This window comes from Desulfosediminicola sp. (assembly GCF_048381775.1).
GTDB classification, from domain to species: Bacteria; Desulfobacterota; Desulfobulbia; order Desulfobulbales; family Desulfocapsaceae; genus Desulfopila; species Desulfopila ganghwensis.
In genome coordinates this window covers 186,575-201,685 of the sequence record NZ_JBLXGE010000002.1, presented here as the reverse complement: position 1 = coordinate 201,685, position 15,111 = coordinate 186,575, and the positions used below count along the sequence as shown (strand labels likewise).

Genomic DNA, 15,111 nt, shown 5'->3' with positions numbered 1-15,111 from the left:
CAGTTTTCCGGGAGGGTCTTCCCGGGTAAATCTTTGAAGTACTCAAATTTGTTTTAGCTGTAGGTGCTCCAGGCCGGTTTTAATGGCATTGGAGGTCTTATAATAGTGATTGTCAATTTTGGAATTTAATTGAAACGATTCTAAATCGCTCTTTTTGGGGAATTGTAGGGTAGTTTATGCTTTGGGATAAAACACAGGATATACTTAAAGACACTCTTTCCAGCTCAGTCTATAATCTCTGGATTGAACCGTTGAAATGTCTTGAGGTGCGCGATGATTCTATTTACCTGTTAAGCCCTGACAGGTACTTCAGCGCCTATGTTGCCCAGAAATTTCTTTCAGTCATTGAGGCCACTGTAAAGGAGTCCGGTTCTGTTCAGAGACGAGTTGTGCTCTGTGAGGATGATCGTGCGGCCAAGAGTGAGTCCGCTGCACCGAAGGCGCAGTTGAGACTACCGACGGTACCACAAAACAATTCCTCAATCCGGGCCCTGCACCCGAGGTACACTTTTAATGAATTCATGGTGGGGGAGTCTAACATCCTGGCAGAGTCAGCTTGTAAGGCGATTTCCATGCATGATGATTCTTTTGGTTCCTGCCTGTACATTAATAGTACAACCGGGCTTGGTAAGAGTCACCTGACCCATGCCATTGCTCACCGCGTTTTTAAAGAGTCACCGATGACCAGGTTGCATTATGTCACTGCTCAGCAGTTTGCCGCTGAGATGGTCAGGAATATCCAGACCAAAACCATGGATTCCTTTAAACAGAAATATCATGATCAGTGCGACATGTTGCTGGTTGAGGATGTCCACTCCCTGACAGGCAAAAAGAAAACCCAGGAAGAGCTGAATGAGGTACTTGACTGCCTGATCAAGTCTGGCAAACGGGTTGTGATGACCTCTAACCAGACTCCTCGGGAATTGGTCGGGATCGATAACGATTTTCGTTCGCGGATGTCTTCAGGTCTGGTGACCAGTATCAGGGAACCGGATGCGGCTACCCGTTTTCGTATTGTTGAAAAAAAGGCGACTTTACATCAGCTCGGCATCGATGAAGATGGTGTTGACTACCTTGCCCAGCATATCCGTGGTGATGTTCGTAAGGTCGAATCGGCGATTGTTGCCATTCGGGCCAAGTCACGGTTGATGGGTGGCCAGGTTGACATGGACATGATACGCCAGGTTGTAGCGGAGGTGGTTGGTGGCGACAAAGTGTTGACCATTGCCATGATCAGTGACCTGATTGCCAGCCAGTTCAAGGTGAGCCTTGGGGATATGAAATCCAAATCCCGTAAAAAAAGTCTGACGTTTCCACGGCAGGTCGCTATGTTCCTTTGCCGGAAGTATACAGATGACTCCCTTGCGGAAATCGGCAGAGCGTTTAACAGGGATCACTCAACGGTACTGCATTCCATTAAAAAGGTCACCACGATGACCGCCCGTGATGCTTCTGTCAACGCCCAGCTGGAATTGTTGAACGGTAAGGTGAAGAATCTCTGATATCAAGTTTTGATATCTAATTATCGCCAACCCTCAGCAGAGTTATACAATTGAAAAAAGGCCCTGGTCAGAATATGACCAGGGCCTTTTTGTTTGATTGCCCGTGGAGGGGTTTCAGGATAATCAGGATTTCTCTTCAGTTCAGGTGCAATTGAGTGAACGTTTGTGAATTCTGAGACGTATACTCACTCGGCTGCAGAGCCTGGCAGACAGGTTGAATTGCAAAAATTGACCCTGATTATGAGAAATAGGGGCTAGAAGTAGATTTTCTTTACTTCGGCATCGGAGGTCGTGCTGTCGGTGGCATCTATTATAGCCTTGGCCACTTTGGTGCCAGCTTTCATCATATCGTTTAAACCGATGCCCTCCCAGCCAAAGCCGCAAATATGCAGGCCATGGTTACTGCGTACTACCTCATCACGCCATTCCAGCAATTCAGGATACCCTTCTTCAAGCTGGGGGATGCCTCCATCTGACTGGAGAACGGTCGTGTAAACAGGTTCTTGATCAATTTTCAGGATCTCCTTGACGTCGGCAAGAGCTTTGGCGACGAGTTCTTCCTTTGGCAGTTCAAGGCGCTCCGGATGACGTCTTCCGCCGATAAGGGTTTCAAAAACCACATGGTTTTCCGGTGCTCTTCCTGGAAACATGTTGGAAGAAAACAGCGAGCCGAGAGTAAATCGTTTTTCAACCTCAGGGGTGAGATAACCAAATCCAGGCGGAATGGTAACGCCGGGTCCGAAGCCGAAAACCACGGTGCCGATCCAGGTTTCGGGAATGCTGGTCATGGGCATTGTGTCGCTTACACCTTCGAGGAACTTAAGGGCAACGTTGGTCGGTGTGGCCAGGACCAGGGTGTCGGCGGTGAATACCCCTTGTTCTGTTTCAACCTGCCAGCCGGATTCGGTTTTGGCAACAGCGCTGACGCCGCAGTTGAGTAACAGATCTTTCCCTTCAGTGAGCTGTTCGGTGAGCCTTTCAGGTAGCCTGCTCATGCCTGTAGGGAAGCTCGTCATGGCGGGCATGGATATTTTCTTTTTTGTGCCGGACTTGCGATTAGCCATCATCTTGGCAAAAACGCCTTTGATGACAGAGCCGTGTTCTTTTTCGAGAGCGCGTACACCCGGCATAACCGCATCGATTTTCAGTTTGTCGAAGTCACCAGCGTAGGTTCCGGTAAAGACAGCGTCGATATAGGGCAGCATGGCGGAGCCGAAGCGGTAGTCGACCCATTTGGCCACAGTTGGTTCACCAGCCAGAGGCGGCCGGAATATTTCGGAGACGGCCCTGAATTTATCTTTCCAGGGAATGAGGGGAGCCATGCTGATTTTCAAGGGCGTCTGGGGAATCAACTGGAGCTTGCCCCGTAAGTAGACATAACGCACAAATTCAATAAGCGGCGCTTTAACAGCCTCTTTATCCAGGCCGGTTTCGCGCAGGATATCTTTGCTTTCATTGCAGTTGTCGAGAAAGCCATGGGGGCCTATCTCGGTTATGAAACCTTTTTCCCGATGGGTGCGGATGACGCCGCCGGTTGCATCGTTTTTTTCCAGCACCAAAAGCTTATGTTCAGGATCCTGCTGGCGAAGTTTATGGGCAACGGTCAGTCCGGAGAGTCCGCCGCCTACGATAATTGTGGAAAAGTGTGTGGTCATTGTAAGGTCGCAGATAGAGTAGATTGGATGAGTTGAATATCGACCCAGCCGCCTTGTTGCAGCATGCCGGGGTTTATTATGTGTGTTTTGCCGATTCGGTCTTCACCTTTGGCCTCGTGGATGTGGCCTGTTATGCATAGCTCTGGTTGATATTTTTCAATAAAAGTTCTTACGCTGGTCGAGCCCACATGGTGCCCGCCATGGATGGTGTCAACCGAGGTTCCATAGGGAGGTGTGTGAGATACAAGTACCAGGGGGATTTTAGCTTCTCCCTTTGGGGCCGCAAGATGGATGAAGTCGGTCCCCTGTTGGTATGCTTGCATCAGCATATCCCAAAGCTGGTCCTCCTTGAACTCAGTGGGAGTTCCAAACGGGGTGATGTTGGAGCCGCCCAGACCTATCAAGCAGATGCGGGAATGTAGTAAGCGCGCCTGCTTATGCAGGTTCATATCCAGCTGTTCAAGATAGTCGTTGATTTCAAAATTATCAAGATTACCAATTTGGGCCAATAGATTCGGGTTGATGGCAAGTAACTGGTCGAGAACGATTTTGGCGTCTGCTTTTCTGCCGTAATTAGTAAGATCACCATTGGCAATTAGCAGATCCGCCTCGCGGATGCCGGGGATGTTTGCACAGATTTGCACTGACATATGGACATCACCGAAGGCTATGATTCTCATTGGGAAATCCTCATTACCATAAAGGACAGATACAGGGGGGAGAAACTCTTGACACGAGGGTCAACATGCTTAACATTTTCGCCGACTTTTATGAAAAAAGCAATGGCAGCGGATGCCACCATATGACTGTCTATTTAATTAATATAAGAGGACTTGCCAATGACAGCAAAGACAACAACCCATGAATTTCAAGCGGAGACCAAGAAACTACTGGATATTGTAATAAACTCGCTCTACACCGAGCGGGATGTGTTCATCCGCGAACTGATCTCCAACGCCTCTGATGCCCTTGAGAAATACCGGCATGAGAGCCTGACGGCAGAAGATCCCTTCGATGGCCATGTGCCTCTGGAGATCACCATCAGTCTTGATGAAGAGAAGAGCACTTTGACCATTACCGACACCGGAATCGGCATGAGTCGCAGTGAACTGGAGCATAATCTCGGAACCATTGCCCACTCCGGCTCCAACACGTTTCTCACAGAACTTGCCGAAGCAGCACAGAAGGATGTCAGCCTGATAGGCCAATTTGGTGTGGGGTTTTATGCAGCCTTTATGGCTGGTAACAGGGTGCGGGTACAGAGTCGTTCCTGGGATGGCAGCGAGGGGCATGAATGGGTCTCTGACGGAACCGGTGCTTTCTCCATCACCGAGATGGAAGGATTACGCAGGGGAACCAGGATCATCGTTGAACTGAAAGATGATGCCAAGGATTATGCCACCAAGTGGAAAGTCGAGTCGATCATCAAACAGTACTCAGCCTTTGTGCCTTTCCCTATCAAGCTTGATGAAGAGGTTGTAAATACCGTACAGGCGCTCTGGACCAGAAACCGTGCCGAGATAACTGACGAAGAATATAACGAATTTTATAAATTCATCGGTAACGCTACGGATGAACCGAATTATCGGTTGCACTTCTCCGCTGATGCACCGCTCATGATCAACGCTCTTCTTTTCGTGCCGAAAGAGAACTTTGAAGTTCTTGGTTTCGGTAAGATGGACCCGGGTGTCAATCTCTACTGCCAGCGGATTCTCATCGATCAGCATTCCAAGAATATCCTGCCGGAGTGGTTGCGCTTTTTGAAAGGTGTGGTGGACAGTGAGGATATGCCGCTGAACATTTCACGGCAGGCTCTGCAGGATAACGCCCTGGTTGCCAAGTTAAGAAAAGTTGTCACCAAGCGTTTTCTCAAATACCTCATTGAAGAGGCGAAAAAAGACGAAGAGAAGTATCTCGAGTTCTGGAAGACATTCGGCATTTTTATCAAAGAAGGTGCGACTTCCGACTATGAGTACCAGAAAGAGCTAGGCAAACTGTTGCGCTTTGAATCTTCCAAATCTGAAGAGGGTAAGCCGGTTTCTCTGGCGGATTACGTGCTTCGTATGGGTGCAGATCAGGATACCATATATTATATTAATGGTCCGAGCAGGAACGCGATCGAGGCGGGTCCGTATGTGGAGATGTTCAAGAAGAGGGATATTGAGATCATCTACACCATGGAGCCAATTGATGACTTCGTGCTGAGTCATCTTGGTGAGTTTGAGGGCAAGAAACTGGTCTCTGCCGACAGGGCGGATCTTGATCTTGGCGAGAGCGAAGAGGAGAGTAAGGAGGCGGAAAATGAGAGCGGTGAGAAGCTTGATGATCAGTCGACTGACTCCCTGGTTGCTTGGCTGAAGGAGACCCTCGCAGCTCAGGTCGGAGATGTCATTGTCTCCAAGCGTCTGGTTGATGCCCCGGCTATGATTGTCAATCCCGATGGCTATATGACATCTTCCATGGAGCGGGTGCTTGCTGCCAGCAGGGCGGAAAAAGGGCTCGGTATGGGAGGTGACTCCAAGAAAAATCTGGAGATCAACCCCAAAAATCCGATTATCAAAAAGCTCGCCGACCTGCAGAAAGCAGATGCTGATTTTGCCGCAGACGTTGCTTTGCAGATTTACGACAACGCCATGATTCAGGCTGGCCTGATCGTCGATCCGCTGGTGATGGTGGAGCGGAACTACAAAATCCTCGGTCGAGCCCTTCAGGACTGATCACATCCCTTTTCGATCACACCTTAAACATTGCATCAATCACAGCTGTCTGATTATATAGACAGCTGTGATTTTCTATGCCGGGTCGGTCTGGCCGATAGCCTGGCGTGGCAAACCTCCCTGACATTTGGTGTTGAAAAATGTTTGCGGACAGACTATAGAGCTTTTCATTATCCCATAGCTGTGTAATTCACTGGAGAAAACACGATGCCTGCCATGTTTCGACCGTTGATACTAATTTTACTGGCCACATTTACCCTTTCGGGATGCTATAATAAACCAGTACGACATCTGGCTTCCGATGCGGCCCTTGTAGAGGTCGGAGTTTCCGGCCGGGACGATGTGCTGACCTTTCTTGGTGAGCCCGATGAACAATTCGTTCTCGATGACGGTGCAGAGAAGTGGATTTACACCGAATATGAGAGATCTAAGCTTAAAAATGCGCCGGTTGTCGGCAGGTACTTCGGTCAGCCGAACAGTGGTACTGTTATCGTACTGATCAAAGACAACGTGGTTACCGAGTGTAAATATGGCGCGCAACTACAGGACTCCTCGTCCTGGGCGAATGACTTCGATTGGCAAAAGACACCGCAGTGATAGATCGATATAAGACCGCACGGGAGAGGATGGTGCAGGAACAGATCCTGGCCCGTGGCGTGGTTGACCCAAGAACCCTGGCGGCGATGTCGGAGGTACCCAGACATCTCTTTGTGGATGACGCCATGCGGGCGAGAGCCTATGGCGATTATCCGTTGCCCATCGCTTCCGGTCAGACAATTTCCGCACCGTACATCGTGGCATTGATGACAGAGGCCCTGCAATTACAGGGACATGAAACAGTTCTTGAAATCGGGACCGGTTCCGGTTATCAGGCTGCTGTGCTGTCACGTCTCTGCCGGCGGGTCTATACCGTCGAGCGACTCAATACCTTGCTGGCCACTGCCCGAAAGGTGTTTGACAAATTGAAATATTTTAACATTGTCGCCAAACTTGACGACGGCACTTTGGGGTGGGCGGAAAATGGCCCCTATGATGCAATTATCGTCACCGCTGGCGGTCCCGAGATTCCAACACCGCTTCTGGATCAGCTGGCTGATTCCGGCAGGTTGATAATGCCGGTGGGAGACCAGAATGTGCAGGAGCTCCAGCTTGTAAAAAAAATAGATGACAAAATACGCATTGATCGCCTGAGCAGTGTTCGTTTCGTCGATCTTATCGGCGAGCATGGCTGGTAACCAGGTACTTAAGTTTATTTATCTGTAAAATAGCATCCTCCATCTATTTTCAATTCTTCGTTCAACGAATTTTCTTCCCGTGGCCTGACGATCTGAAGGTGTGTGTCGGGCCTCCCTCAATTCAGCTGTACCACCCCTGTCTTCATCAGCCCAACAGGCCCAAGAGGCCAAATAGCTAACTTTTTCTTGTTCTTATCCAATATACTCATTACACTGATATTTCTGAAGTGGTTCATTTTTAAAGGGTTTTCTCCAGCACGAAAAGAGTGAAGCTGCAGCATTGAAATGCAGATTCGCTGTTTTTGGGGATACGGCCAATATAAAAGGGAGGTGGATGAGGTGGAGGAAGTATTGAAAAAACGGCGAACGCTGCAGGAGACCATGAATTTCATGGCAGCGCTTTCTGCCGGTATAGAGCCCATTCTCGGACGCGGTGCAAACAGCATGACAATGTCTGCAGGTCGTAACCTGGGCAGGACATTTTCGGAAAACGCTCAAAAGACTGATGACCTGTTGGAAGCAATCGACGAGGTCAGAAATATTCTCGCAGCAAATAGTTGTCTCTGGGGGTTCGAAACCTTCAAGCCGCTGGGTCAGACTGAGTTGATTACTACCAATGACAAAGGTGAATCACAGATTCTGCTGGTATTCAGAGACTGCATGATTCGTCAGGCGCTGTTTCGTTTCGGTCATAGCCAGGAGGGCTCCCTGTGCAATATGATGTACGGATTCTTTGCGGGTGCTCTGGAAACGATCATGGGTAAGAAGACGACTCTGGAGATTAAACATGCAGGTGAAAATGCCTGTCTAAAGCTGCTTACCATTCAGGGTTAGCCTGGTTTCCGCGGAGATAAAGAGATGAGTAACAGTAAGGTTCGACTCAATACCGAATGGCTGTGTGACTGCGGAGGCTGTCACGTGGCCATCGTAGACCTGCATGAAAAAATCCTGCAGTTTTTAGAGAGCGTTCAGATCCAGAAATGTCCGGTTCTGACCGATGAAAAATTATATCCTGAAGCGGAGATCGGTATTGTCACCGGTTCTATCCGGACAGAGCATGACCGGCATGCGGCCCTTGAGATGCGCAAAAAGTGCAAGACCATAATTGCCTTCGGTACCTGTGCAGTATATGGCGGTCTGCATGGAGCAGGTCTGGCTCACTCCAAAGAAGAGATTATCGATCACGTCTATAAAAAATGTCCAACGACCAAAACCGATACTGTGCCAGCTACAGCTGTCGACGGGCTTGAACAGGTGGTCATTCCAATTGATGAGGTTATCGATGTTGATCTCTACATGCCGGGTTGTCCTCCCCACGCCCATTTCATCTTTGAGGCGCTGACTGCAATTGTTGAGGGCAGGGAGCCGAGTGTGCGCCAGGAATCGATCTGCGGTGCCTGCAACAGGGTGATGAAGAAAACCGAGGTGGCAGAGCTGAAATCCAGTGTTGATGAAGTGATGGATGAAGAACTCTGTTTCCTCAGCCAGGGACATATCTGCCTTGGGTCCGTAACGCTGGACAGGTGTCTGGCCCCATGCCCCAACCACGGTATCATGTGTACCGGTTGTGCAGGACCCACCATGCAGATTCTGACAGAGCCCAACCGGGATCTCAGAACGGAGGTGAGCCAGAGAATGTCGCAACTCACCAGTATCCCGGCAGAGGCTATCAAGGCGCGGATGGAGCAGTCTGCCAAGACCCATTACGCCTATGCGATGGCAACCAAAATGATAGGCAACAAACCGACTTTCCTGATCAGGAAGTGGATTGCGGATGTGGAGGCAAGCTGATGGCAAAAACAATTAAGATTGACCCGGTAACCCGAATTGAAGGCCATGCCCGCATCCTGCTGGAGTGTGATGATGCAGGAAAGGTTGACGAGGCGTTCTTCTGCGTCAATGAGCTTCGTGGTTTTGAGCGTATTCTGGTGGGCATGGAGGCTTCAACTCTGCCCCAGGTTACAGCTCGTATCTGTGGTGTCTGCCCTACGGCGCACCATCTGGCTGCAGCTAAGGCGCTTGATAATGCGGCGGGAATTGAAGTGCCTGAGGCTGGTAAGCTGCTACGGGAATTCATGTATATGGGTCATGTGATTCACTCCCATGCCCTTTCTTTATTCATTCTTGCAGGTCCGGATCTGGTATTTGGGCTTGGTGGCGATGCGGCCACCCAGAACATTGTCGGTATGGTCGATGCAGAACCGGATCTGACCAGAAAAGGATTGAGATTAAGAAGTCTCGGTCAGAAGATCAACGAGACCATCGGCGGCAGGGGGATTCACCCAGTAACCGCAGTGGCTGGCGGAATTTCCTATAAACTGAGCGACGCCCAGTATGCCAAGCTGCAGGAGTTGACCGCCGAGGCGGTAAGCCTGTCCAAAGAGTTGGCGCCAGCCATCAAAAAGCTGTTGTTCAATTTTCTGGATAAGCACCCGGTGCTGCTGGACCAGCTCAATATGCCATCATGGTACATGGGCACTGTGAAGGACGGTGCGCTCAATCTTTATGACGGCGACCTGCGAGTGGTGGATGATTCAGGTGTGGTGCAGGCGGAATTCTCCGCCACCGACTATACCAACTATATTGTCGAGCGGGCTGTGGATAATTCCTATGCCAAAGAGGTGTACTTCGATCTGGATGGCCGGGAGAATTTGTATCGTGTATCCACCCTGGCCAGAATGAACGTCATTGATTCCATCGACACTCCACTCGCCCAGGCCGAATTTGAGGAGTTCAGGAACAGGTTCGGCAAGCCCAATCATAACGCAGTGCTGCAGATGTATTGCAAGCTGATCGAACTGATCTATGCCTCAGAACGGGCAGATGCGATTATCAACAATCCCAGACTGCGCGACGATACCCGGGTAGCTGCGGATTTTCGTGGCAAACGGGGCGTTGGTCACGTTGAGGCCCCGAGGGGAACCTTGATCCATGACTATGAGATCGACGAGCGCGGTATTGTTCGTTCGGCCAACATGATCATTGCCACCCAGCAGAATACAGCGGCTATCAATCGCTCGTTAAAAGAAGGCGCGAACTCACTCTTTGCCAGTGGAAATGATGAGGCGGCGCTGAATGGTCTTGAGTTCATTGTCCGTTGCTATGATCCTTGTCTTGCCTGTTCAACACATGCGATCGGCAGGATGGAGCTTGATGTGGAAGTTCGCAAGAGCGGAGAACTCATCCGCACATTGAGGAGGGGATGAGATGCTGGAAATGACAATCAGGGAAAAAGGCTGTCGCGGCTGCAGGCTCTGCCTGGAGGTCTGTCCGACAGATTGCTTCAGCTTTGACGAAGCAAATGAAAAAGCGGTGGTGAAGACGGTTGAGAATTGTATTGCCTGTCTGAGCTGCACCTATATCTGTCCCTCTCAGGCGATCAGCCATAGTAATATCCATGTGGTGAAGAACTTTTACAGAAACATCCACTTCAGCCAGAGAATGGAGAAGTTTTTATGATCACAACCAATGAACTCAATCTCACCGACGAGGACTACGATAAGGCCTTCACCGAGGTGTCCTTTCTGCTCGATATGTTTGTCGGTACCATTGAAACATTTGTCGGTAAATCCACTCCGTCTCTGGCGGTGGCGGCGGGCAGAAGAATGGCCCAGAATATGCCCATTCATCTTGAAAGCCCGACTCCGGCGGCTGCATTGGCTGAGTTTATCCGGGTGTTTCGGAATCAGCAGATGGAGATCAACGGTCACGTGGATGATGGTGAAGCCGTGATCTCCTTGCATCGCTGCCCGATCCGCAGTGTCTGTGAGCAGCGTAACATGGAGATAGACGGTCTTACCTGCCAGATGTTTCATTACTATATAGCAGGAATCATGGCAGAACTCACTGGTTCGCCGGTACGGCCGAAAACTGTGGAGACCGGAGAGACCTGTACCTTTAACCTGGCCTTTTCCAGAGCTGTGGGCAGGTAATGGCTACCGCGACTGTTCTGTGTATTGGCAACTCCATTGCCGGTGATGATGGTGCCGGCGCGGCCGTGTATGAGGAGCTAAGGGAGAGACAGCTGCCAGCGGATGTACACCTGAAGTTCTTAGGGCTTGGCGGCATAGATCTGCTGGAGGAGCTGGCTGGTGAAGAGGTACTGGTGGTGGTGGACGCGGTACAGCTCGGAGCTGATTGCGGCACAGTGCATGTGCTTGCCTGGGAGCAGCTGCCCGGTATGACGGAGCGACCGGTCAGCGGTCATGGTATCGGGGTGAAAGAGGCCATTGAAGTTGGCAGAAAATTGTACCCGGAACGGATGCCGCATACTATATGGCTGGTTGGCATAGAGGGGCAGTGTTTCGATCAACTCGGTGAAAAGTTGAGTGAGAGCGTTGCCGCTTCAATCCCTGTCGCAGCGGATGAGGTACTGCAACTGCTAACCTGAAATGGCCCGGCTTGTTCCAGGGTATTGAAAAGAGACGAAAAAGCCAAAAGGGGCAGCGCGCTAGCGCTGCCCCTTTTGGCTTTTTATCGAGAAAACGTTACCCTCTGGTGAAGATCCACTCATCTTTTTGGGAGAGACTTGAGAGATCATCCCGGTATGTGTATCCACCGAGATTGAAATCCCGGAGGGGTCCAGGGGCGGTAAGTTGTTCGGTGATCATGAAATGAATCATCATGCCACGGGCTCTCTTGGAATGGATGGGAACTGTCCGGTAGTCATCGCCTTTTTTTTCCTTGAAGGTGATAGTCAGCATTCGGCCTTCGAGTCTTTTGGCATGTATGACCTTAGAGTATTCCGTAGAGGCCAGATTGACCACAACCGGTTCAGCGAGTCCGGCCAGGTCTTCGTTTATGTTTTCGGTGATCATATCGCCCCAGAACTGGTAGAGATTTGCCGAATTTTCCGTTTGCAGTCTGGTTGCCATCTCCAGTCGATATGGAGACATCAGGTCCAGGGGACGCAGGATGCCGTAAAGGCCGGAGAGGATGCGCAAATGAGCCTGGGCATGAAGCAGTTGCTGTTGATCATAACTCTCAGGGGTAAGGCTTGAGTAAGCGTCACCTTGAAATGTAAAGAGAGCAGGCAGACAATTTGTTGATGTCGGTTCTTCGACGAAATGTGAGATTCGCAGGTGGGTACTTTTGCCCAGGGTCTCGCTCATCTTCATGAGTTGGCAGAGTTCCGTCAGCGAAAGTTTGGCAAGTTCTGAATTAAGCCTTTTACTGCGCTCTAAAAATACCGGCAGAGTGAAGTGTTCCGAAGCCATCACTGGATTGGACAGTTGACTTCGCTGGGTCTTGGAGGGGGCGGTAATCAAAAGCATGCAAGCCTCTTTAACTTGGAATCATAAAGAAAAATGTTTCGGCCGAAATACATTTCGGCTATTACTGTGAGGTGTCCAGTTATGGGCATTTGTCAGTAAATGGGCCATTTCTGCAGCTGACTGACTGGAAAATGGACCGGCAGATCAGAAGCTAATCTGCCATGAAGTGTACACTTTGTGATGCCGGTTGCCCAGATTTGAATAGTGATTGAAACGGCAGAAGCGGGAAGTCAAAATGGGTAGCTGGCAGTAAAAATACTTTCAAGGAGGTACTTTATGTCTGAACAACAGGGGAATACAAGGGAGGTGGAAACATTTCTGGCTGAATGGGGACCGGCCGATGATCCGATGAAATCAAGCTTCCAGGAGCTGTATAATTTTGCCGCTGATTTGGCGGAGACTTCGTTGACATTTATCGGCAGGCCCGGGGTGAGTTACTCGCTTCGGCCGAAACACGCCAGGCAGAGCGAGCGTAACCTCTTTGCTATCATTGATGTTATCGATGATGACCCGGCTGAACGCTGGCTGTCAGTTTGTTTCTATGGCGATATGATCAGCGATCCGGACCAGCGTGGCGAAGTTATTCCAGGCGGTCTTTCCGGGGATGACGGCTACTGCTTCGACATGTATTCTCCTGACAGGGAAATGGTGGATTATCTCAAGTCACGCCTGCAGGAAGCCTGGTTGAAAGCTTCGGCGTAGCCTGGAACGGCTTCGGTCAGGCAAATGTGTTAACCGGCCGAACGTGGTGAGATTCATCCCGGTACCTGCGAAGAGTGGTTAGCGCCGTATTGCTGATAAGCTCTCTTCCCCGGTGCCGGGGTGTAACCCGGTCGGATATTGGCAAGGTCGGTTTAGTGTTTGTAATAGTGTGAAATAATGTCTGGTTGAGTTCCACCCCAAGGCCTGTTTTTACGTGACTACGCCTTTACCCCAAGGGCTTAAAGTCAAGAAAATCAATAGATCTCTTCAACTGCGCAAATCATTCAGATATACTGAAAATACGCAATCCCGGTTTATTTACAGAGTATTTTTCCATAGCCTTATACAAACTGAAGCAGAATTGCTGAACAGAGGATAGGTCCCTCTTGTGTGCGATATCTATTGATGATGTTGCAGGTGGGGCTTTCTGTAACAGTTGTCTTTGAGAACATACTGACTCGCAGCTTTTCAGGAGGGTGGATGAAAATTGCAGGAACGATGTTGAGAGGCGCTGGCGGGATATTGTCCTGGCTCATGATCGGGATACTGTTTCTCGCCACGTATCAGTTGAGTTGGGATAATGGGAGTGCAACGGGTGTGGCTGCGGGCCAGGCAGCAAATGCAACAGCCCAGGAGGATGGGACAGGAGATGCTGACGGCGGCGATGATGATCAGGATGGTGGCGACACTGATGATCAGGATGACACCGAAGACGGGGATTCGGGAGATGAGCCGGATGAGGATGATGGCGCTGCCGAAGAGGATGATTCTGATGACTCCGGTGATGATGGTGACAACGATGGCGAGGGTGGCGATGGAGAAGACGCCCTGGACAATCTGAGTGATGACGCCGACAGCGATGACGATTCGGAGCCGGATGATATGCTGGGTATCTGCAGCGAGTCGATGAGCATGCAGAAAAAAATGAGTGTGGATGGATTGTGCAGTACATCAGCTGGGGCGGTTATCAGGAACAGGCTTGGATTTATAGGTGAATTGAAACCGCTATTGGCTGAGACCGCTGCAGGTGTTACGGAACTTGAGAGCGATACCGCTGCCAAAGAACGGGGCTTTTCTGTGCCGCAGGAAGAGGGGCATGACCACGAGCAGCAGAGCACGACGGAAACGATGGCTGATCAATATGTACCGCTGCCTGAGTATGAAGAAGGTGACACATATGTCTATTCAGATGGAAGCTGGGAGCAGGTTGTTGTTGCCGATAACGAGCGGGTTGAATGGCAGAATCATTATGGAAACCGTTCTGTGGGTTTTCCGGATTTCACTTACAAGCGCTCGGAATGGCAGACAAACACCAGGGTCGGTCTGCGCAGTTTTGCCCAGACTTCTTACCTTTTTGATAAACCGACCACCACCCTCTGGCCACTCACGTTAAAGAGTAAGACCCGTTATGACGAGAAGGGGAAATGGATCGGCAAAGATGGTATCGAGAGGGTTTACGACTCGTTCTGGCGTTGCGACGTTGAAGGGCAGGAGAGGGTAAAGGTGGCAGCGGGAGAATTTGACACCTGGCGGATATGCTGCTCGAGATTCAGGGACAGCTATTCATTTCCCAAATCGCGGGCACGTGAATATAAAACATGGTATTATGCCCCTTCCGTCGGACATTGGGTGTTGCGTACCCGTGATAACCGAAGCTTGAAACCGGACACCAGAAAAGAGCTGGTGGCAATTATTCCGGATTTGCAGAAGATAACCAGGACACCCCAGGCCCTTGTTCAGGTTCAGCATCAATTTCAAGAGGTTATGGAGGAGACCGCCGTGGGGCAGTCTGATCTGTGGATTGCGGCAGGGGGTGACAGTGTCATCACTATGATTCCGGGGCCGGTCTATGCAGATGAAAATGGCATCATTTGCAGGCAGTATAACCAGGAAGTGCAGGTCGCTGAGCTGACGAGGCGCTATCCCGGTATCGGTTGCAGAACCCCCGATGGAACATGGTATATACCGAGAAGATGAGCTATGGTGGCGCAGGCTGCTGTGAGCTGATTGAATTATAACGATTAATA

Annotated in this window: 15 protein-coding genes; 12 read left to right on the top strand and 3 right to left on the bottom strand. The window is 50.2% G+C overall.

What is annotated here, in order from left to right; genetic code table 11:
* Positions 1 to 176: 176 nt before the first annotated feature.
* Complete coding sequence (dnaA, locus tag ACN5NT_RS03810; RefSeq protein ID WP_419174552.1) at positions 177 to 1,502, top strand: chromosomal replication initiator protein DnaA; 1,326 nt, start codon at positions 177 to 179, stop codon at positions 1,500 to 1,502.
* Between the two features lie 254 nt (positions 1,503 to 1,756).
* Here the strand turns inward: dnaA and hemG are convergent, their stop codons facing one another.
* Both hemG and ACN5NT_RS03800 read right to left on the bottom strand, forming a co-directional pair.
* Positions 1,757 to 3,157, bottom strand: coding sequence for a protoporphyrinogen oxidase (gene hemG / locus ACN5NT_RS03805; RefSeq protein WP_419174551.1), 1,401 nt, complete (start codon positions 3,155 to 3,157; stop codon positions 1,757 to 1,759).
* The gene (locus ACN5NT_RS03800; RefSeq protein WP_136795259.1) at positions 3,154 to 3,837 is read right to left on the bottom strand and encodes a metallophosphoesterase family protein; all 684 of its coding nucleotides are present in this window, start codon (positions 3,835 to 3,837) and stop codon (positions 3,154 to 3,156) included. Before ACN5NT_RS03800 ends, hemG begins: the two co-directional genes overlap by 4 nt.
* A gap of 159 nt (positions 3,838 to 3,996) precedes the next feature.
* Here ACN5NT_RS03800 and htpG point away from each other — a divergent pair, with 159 nt between their 5' ends.
* The 9 genes from htpG to ACN5NT_RS03755 all read left to right on the top strand — a co-directional run bounded on the left by htpG (position 3,997) and on the right by ACN5NT_RS03755 (position 11,499).
* Positions 3,997 to 5,874, top strand: coding sequence for a molecular chaperone HtpG (htpG, locus tag ACN5NT_RS03795; RefSeq protein ID WP_419174550.1), 1,878 nt, complete (start codon positions 3,997 to 3,999; stop codon positions 5,872 to 5,874).
* A gap of 207 nt (positions 5,875 to 6,081) precedes the next feature.
* Positions 6,082 to 6,471: a hypothetical protein gene (locus ACN5NT_RS03790; RefSeq protein WP_136795257.1), complete on the top strand. Its 390-nt coding sequence runs from the start codon at positions 6,082 to 6,084 to the stop codon at positions 6,469 to 6,471.
* Positions 6,468 to 7,109 carry a protein-L-isoaspartate(D-aspartate) O-methyltransferase gene (locus ACN5NT_RS03785; protein WP_136795256.1) on the top strand — a complete coding sequence of 214 codons (642 nt, stop codon included), beginning with the start codon at positions 6,468 to 6,470 and terminating at the stop codon, positions 7,107 to 7,109. Before ACN5NT_RS03790 ends, ACN5NT_RS03785 begins: the two co-directional genes overlap by 4 nt.
* A gap of 285 nt (positions 7,110 to 7,394) precedes the next feature.
* Entirely contained in the window at positions 7,395 to 7,943 is a 549-nt protein-coding gene (locus tag ACN5NT_RS03780; protein ID WP_217907631.1) for a hypothetical protein, read from the top strand.
* 24 nt (positions 7,944 to 7,967) lie between these two features.
* Positions 7,968 to 8,900, top strand: a complete 933-nt coding sequence (locus ACN5NT_RS03775; protein ID WP_136795255.1) for a methyl viologen-reducing hydrogenase — start codon at positions 7,968 to 7,970, stop codon at positions 8,898 to 8,900.
* Positions 8,900 to 10,315 carry a Ni/Fe hydrogenase subunit alpha gene (locus tag ACN5NT_RS03770; RefSeq protein WP_136795254.1) on the top strand — a complete coding sequence of 472 codons (1,416 nt, stop codon included), beginning with the start codon at positions 8,900 to 8,902 and terminating at the stop codon, positions 10,313 to 10,315. Before ACN5NT_RS03775 ends, ACN5NT_RS03770 begins: the two co-directional genes overlap by 1 nt.
* A gap of 1 nt (position 10,316) precedes the next feature.
* Complete coding sequence (locus ACN5NT_RS03765) at positions 10,317 to 10,568, top strand: 4Fe-4S dicluster domain-containing protein (RefSeq protein ID WP_136795253.1); 252 nt, start codon at positions 10,317 to 10,319, stop codon at positions 10,566 to 10,568.
* Positions 10,565 to 11,041, top strand: a complete 477-nt coding sequence (locus tag ACN5NT_RS03760; protein ID WP_136795252.1) for an L-2-amino-thiazoline-4-carboxylic acid hydrolase — start codon at positions 10,565 to 10,567, stop codon at positions 11,039 to 11,041. The genes ACN5NT_RS03765 and ACN5NT_RS03760 overlap by 4 nt, the downstream gene beginning before the upstream one ends.
* Positions 11,041 to 11,499: a hydrogenase maturation protease gene (locus tag ACN5NT_RS03755; RefSeq protein WP_136795251.1), complete on the top strand. Its 459-nt coding sequence runs from the start codon at positions 11,041 to 11,043 to the stop codon at positions 11,497 to 11,499. Before ACN5NT_RS03760 ends, ACN5NT_RS03755 begins: the two co-directional genes overlap by 1 nt.
* A 97-nt stretch (positions 11,500 to 11,596) precedes the next feature.
* Here ACN5NT_RS03755 and ACN5NT_RS03750 read toward each other — a convergent pair whose 3' ends face one another.
* A complete protein-coding gene (locus ACN5NT_RS03750) occupies positions 11,597 to 12,382 on the bottom strand; it encodes a YaaA family protein (protein ID WP_419174549.1) in 786 nt (261 codons plus the stop codon).
* A 276-nt stretch (positions 12,383 to 12,658) separates the two neighbouring features.
* On the opposite strand from ACN5NT_RS03750, the gene ACN5NT_RS03745 reads away from it, so the two are divergent.
* Positions 12,659 to 13,084, top strand: a complete 426-nt coding sequence (locus tag ACN5NT_RS03745; protein ID WP_419174548.1) for a hypothetical protein — start codon at positions 12,659 to 12,661, stop codon at positions 13,082 to 13,084.
* A gap of 480 nt (positions 13,085 to 13,564) precedes the next feature.
* Positions 13,565 to 15,061 carry a hypothetical protein gene (locus ACN5NT_RS03740; protein WP_419174547.1) on the top strand — a complete coding sequence of 499 codons (1,497 nt, stop codon included), beginning with the start codon at positions 13,565 to 13,567 and terminating at the stop codon, positions 15,059 to 15,061.
* The last annotated feature ends 50 nt before the right edge of the window (positions 15,062 to 15,111 follow it).

Coding starts and splice junctions, on each gene's coding strand:
- ACN5NT_RS03745 (WP_419174548.1), top strand. CDS start 12,659: ATGTCTGAACAACAGGGGAATACAAGGGAGGTGGAAACATTTCTGGCT.
- hemG (WP_419174551.1), bottom strand. CDS start 3,157: ATGACCACACACTTTTCCACAATTATCGTAGGCGGCGGACTCTCCGGA.
- ACN5NT_RS03780 (WP_217907631.1), top strand. CDS start 7,395: ATGCAGATTCGCTGTTTTTGGGGATACGGCCAATATAAAAGGGAGGTG.
- ACN5NT_RS03755 (WP_136795251.1), top strand. CDS start 11,041: ATGGCTACCGCGACTGTTCTGTGTATTGGCAACTCCATTGCCGGTGAT.
- dnaA (WP_419174552.1), top strand. CDS start 177: ATGCTTTGGGATAAAACACAGGATATACTTAAAGACACTCTTTCCAGC.
- htpG (WP_419174550.1), top strand. CDS start 3,997: ATGACAGCAAAGACAACAACCCATGAATTTCAAGCGGAGACCAAGAAA.
- ACN5NT_RS03740 (WP_419174547.1), top strand. CDS start 13,565: ATGAAAATTGCAGGAACGATGTTGAGAGGCGCTGGCGGGATATTGTCC.
- ACN5NT_RS03775 (WP_136795255.1), top strand. CDS start 7,968: ATGAGTAACAGTAAGGTTCGACTCAATACCGAATGGCTGTGTGACTGC.
- ACN5NT_RS03790 (WP_136795257.1), top strand. CDS start 6,082: ATGCCTGCCATGTTTCGACCGTTGATACTAATTTTACTGGCCACATTT.
- ACN5NT_RS03760 (WP_136795252.1), top strand. CDS start 10,565: ATGATCACAACCAATGAACTCAATCTCACCGACGAGGACTACGATAAG.
- ACN5NT_RS03765 (WP_136795253.1), top strand. CDS start 10,317: ATGCTGGAAATGACAATCAGGGAAAAAGGCTGTCGCGGCTGCAGGCTC.
- ACN5NT_RS03770 (WP_136795254.1), top strand. CDS start 8,900: ATGGCAAAAACAATTAAGATTGACCCGGTAACCCGAATTGAAGGCCAT.
- ACN5NT_RS03800 (WP_136795259.1), bottom strand. CDS start 3,837: ATGAGAATCATAGCCTTCGGTGATGTCCATATGTCAGTGCAAATCTGT.
- ACN5NT_RS03750 (WP_419174549.1), bottom strand. CDS start 12,382: ATGCTTTTGATTACCGCCCCCTCCAAGACCCAGCGAAGTCAACTGTCC.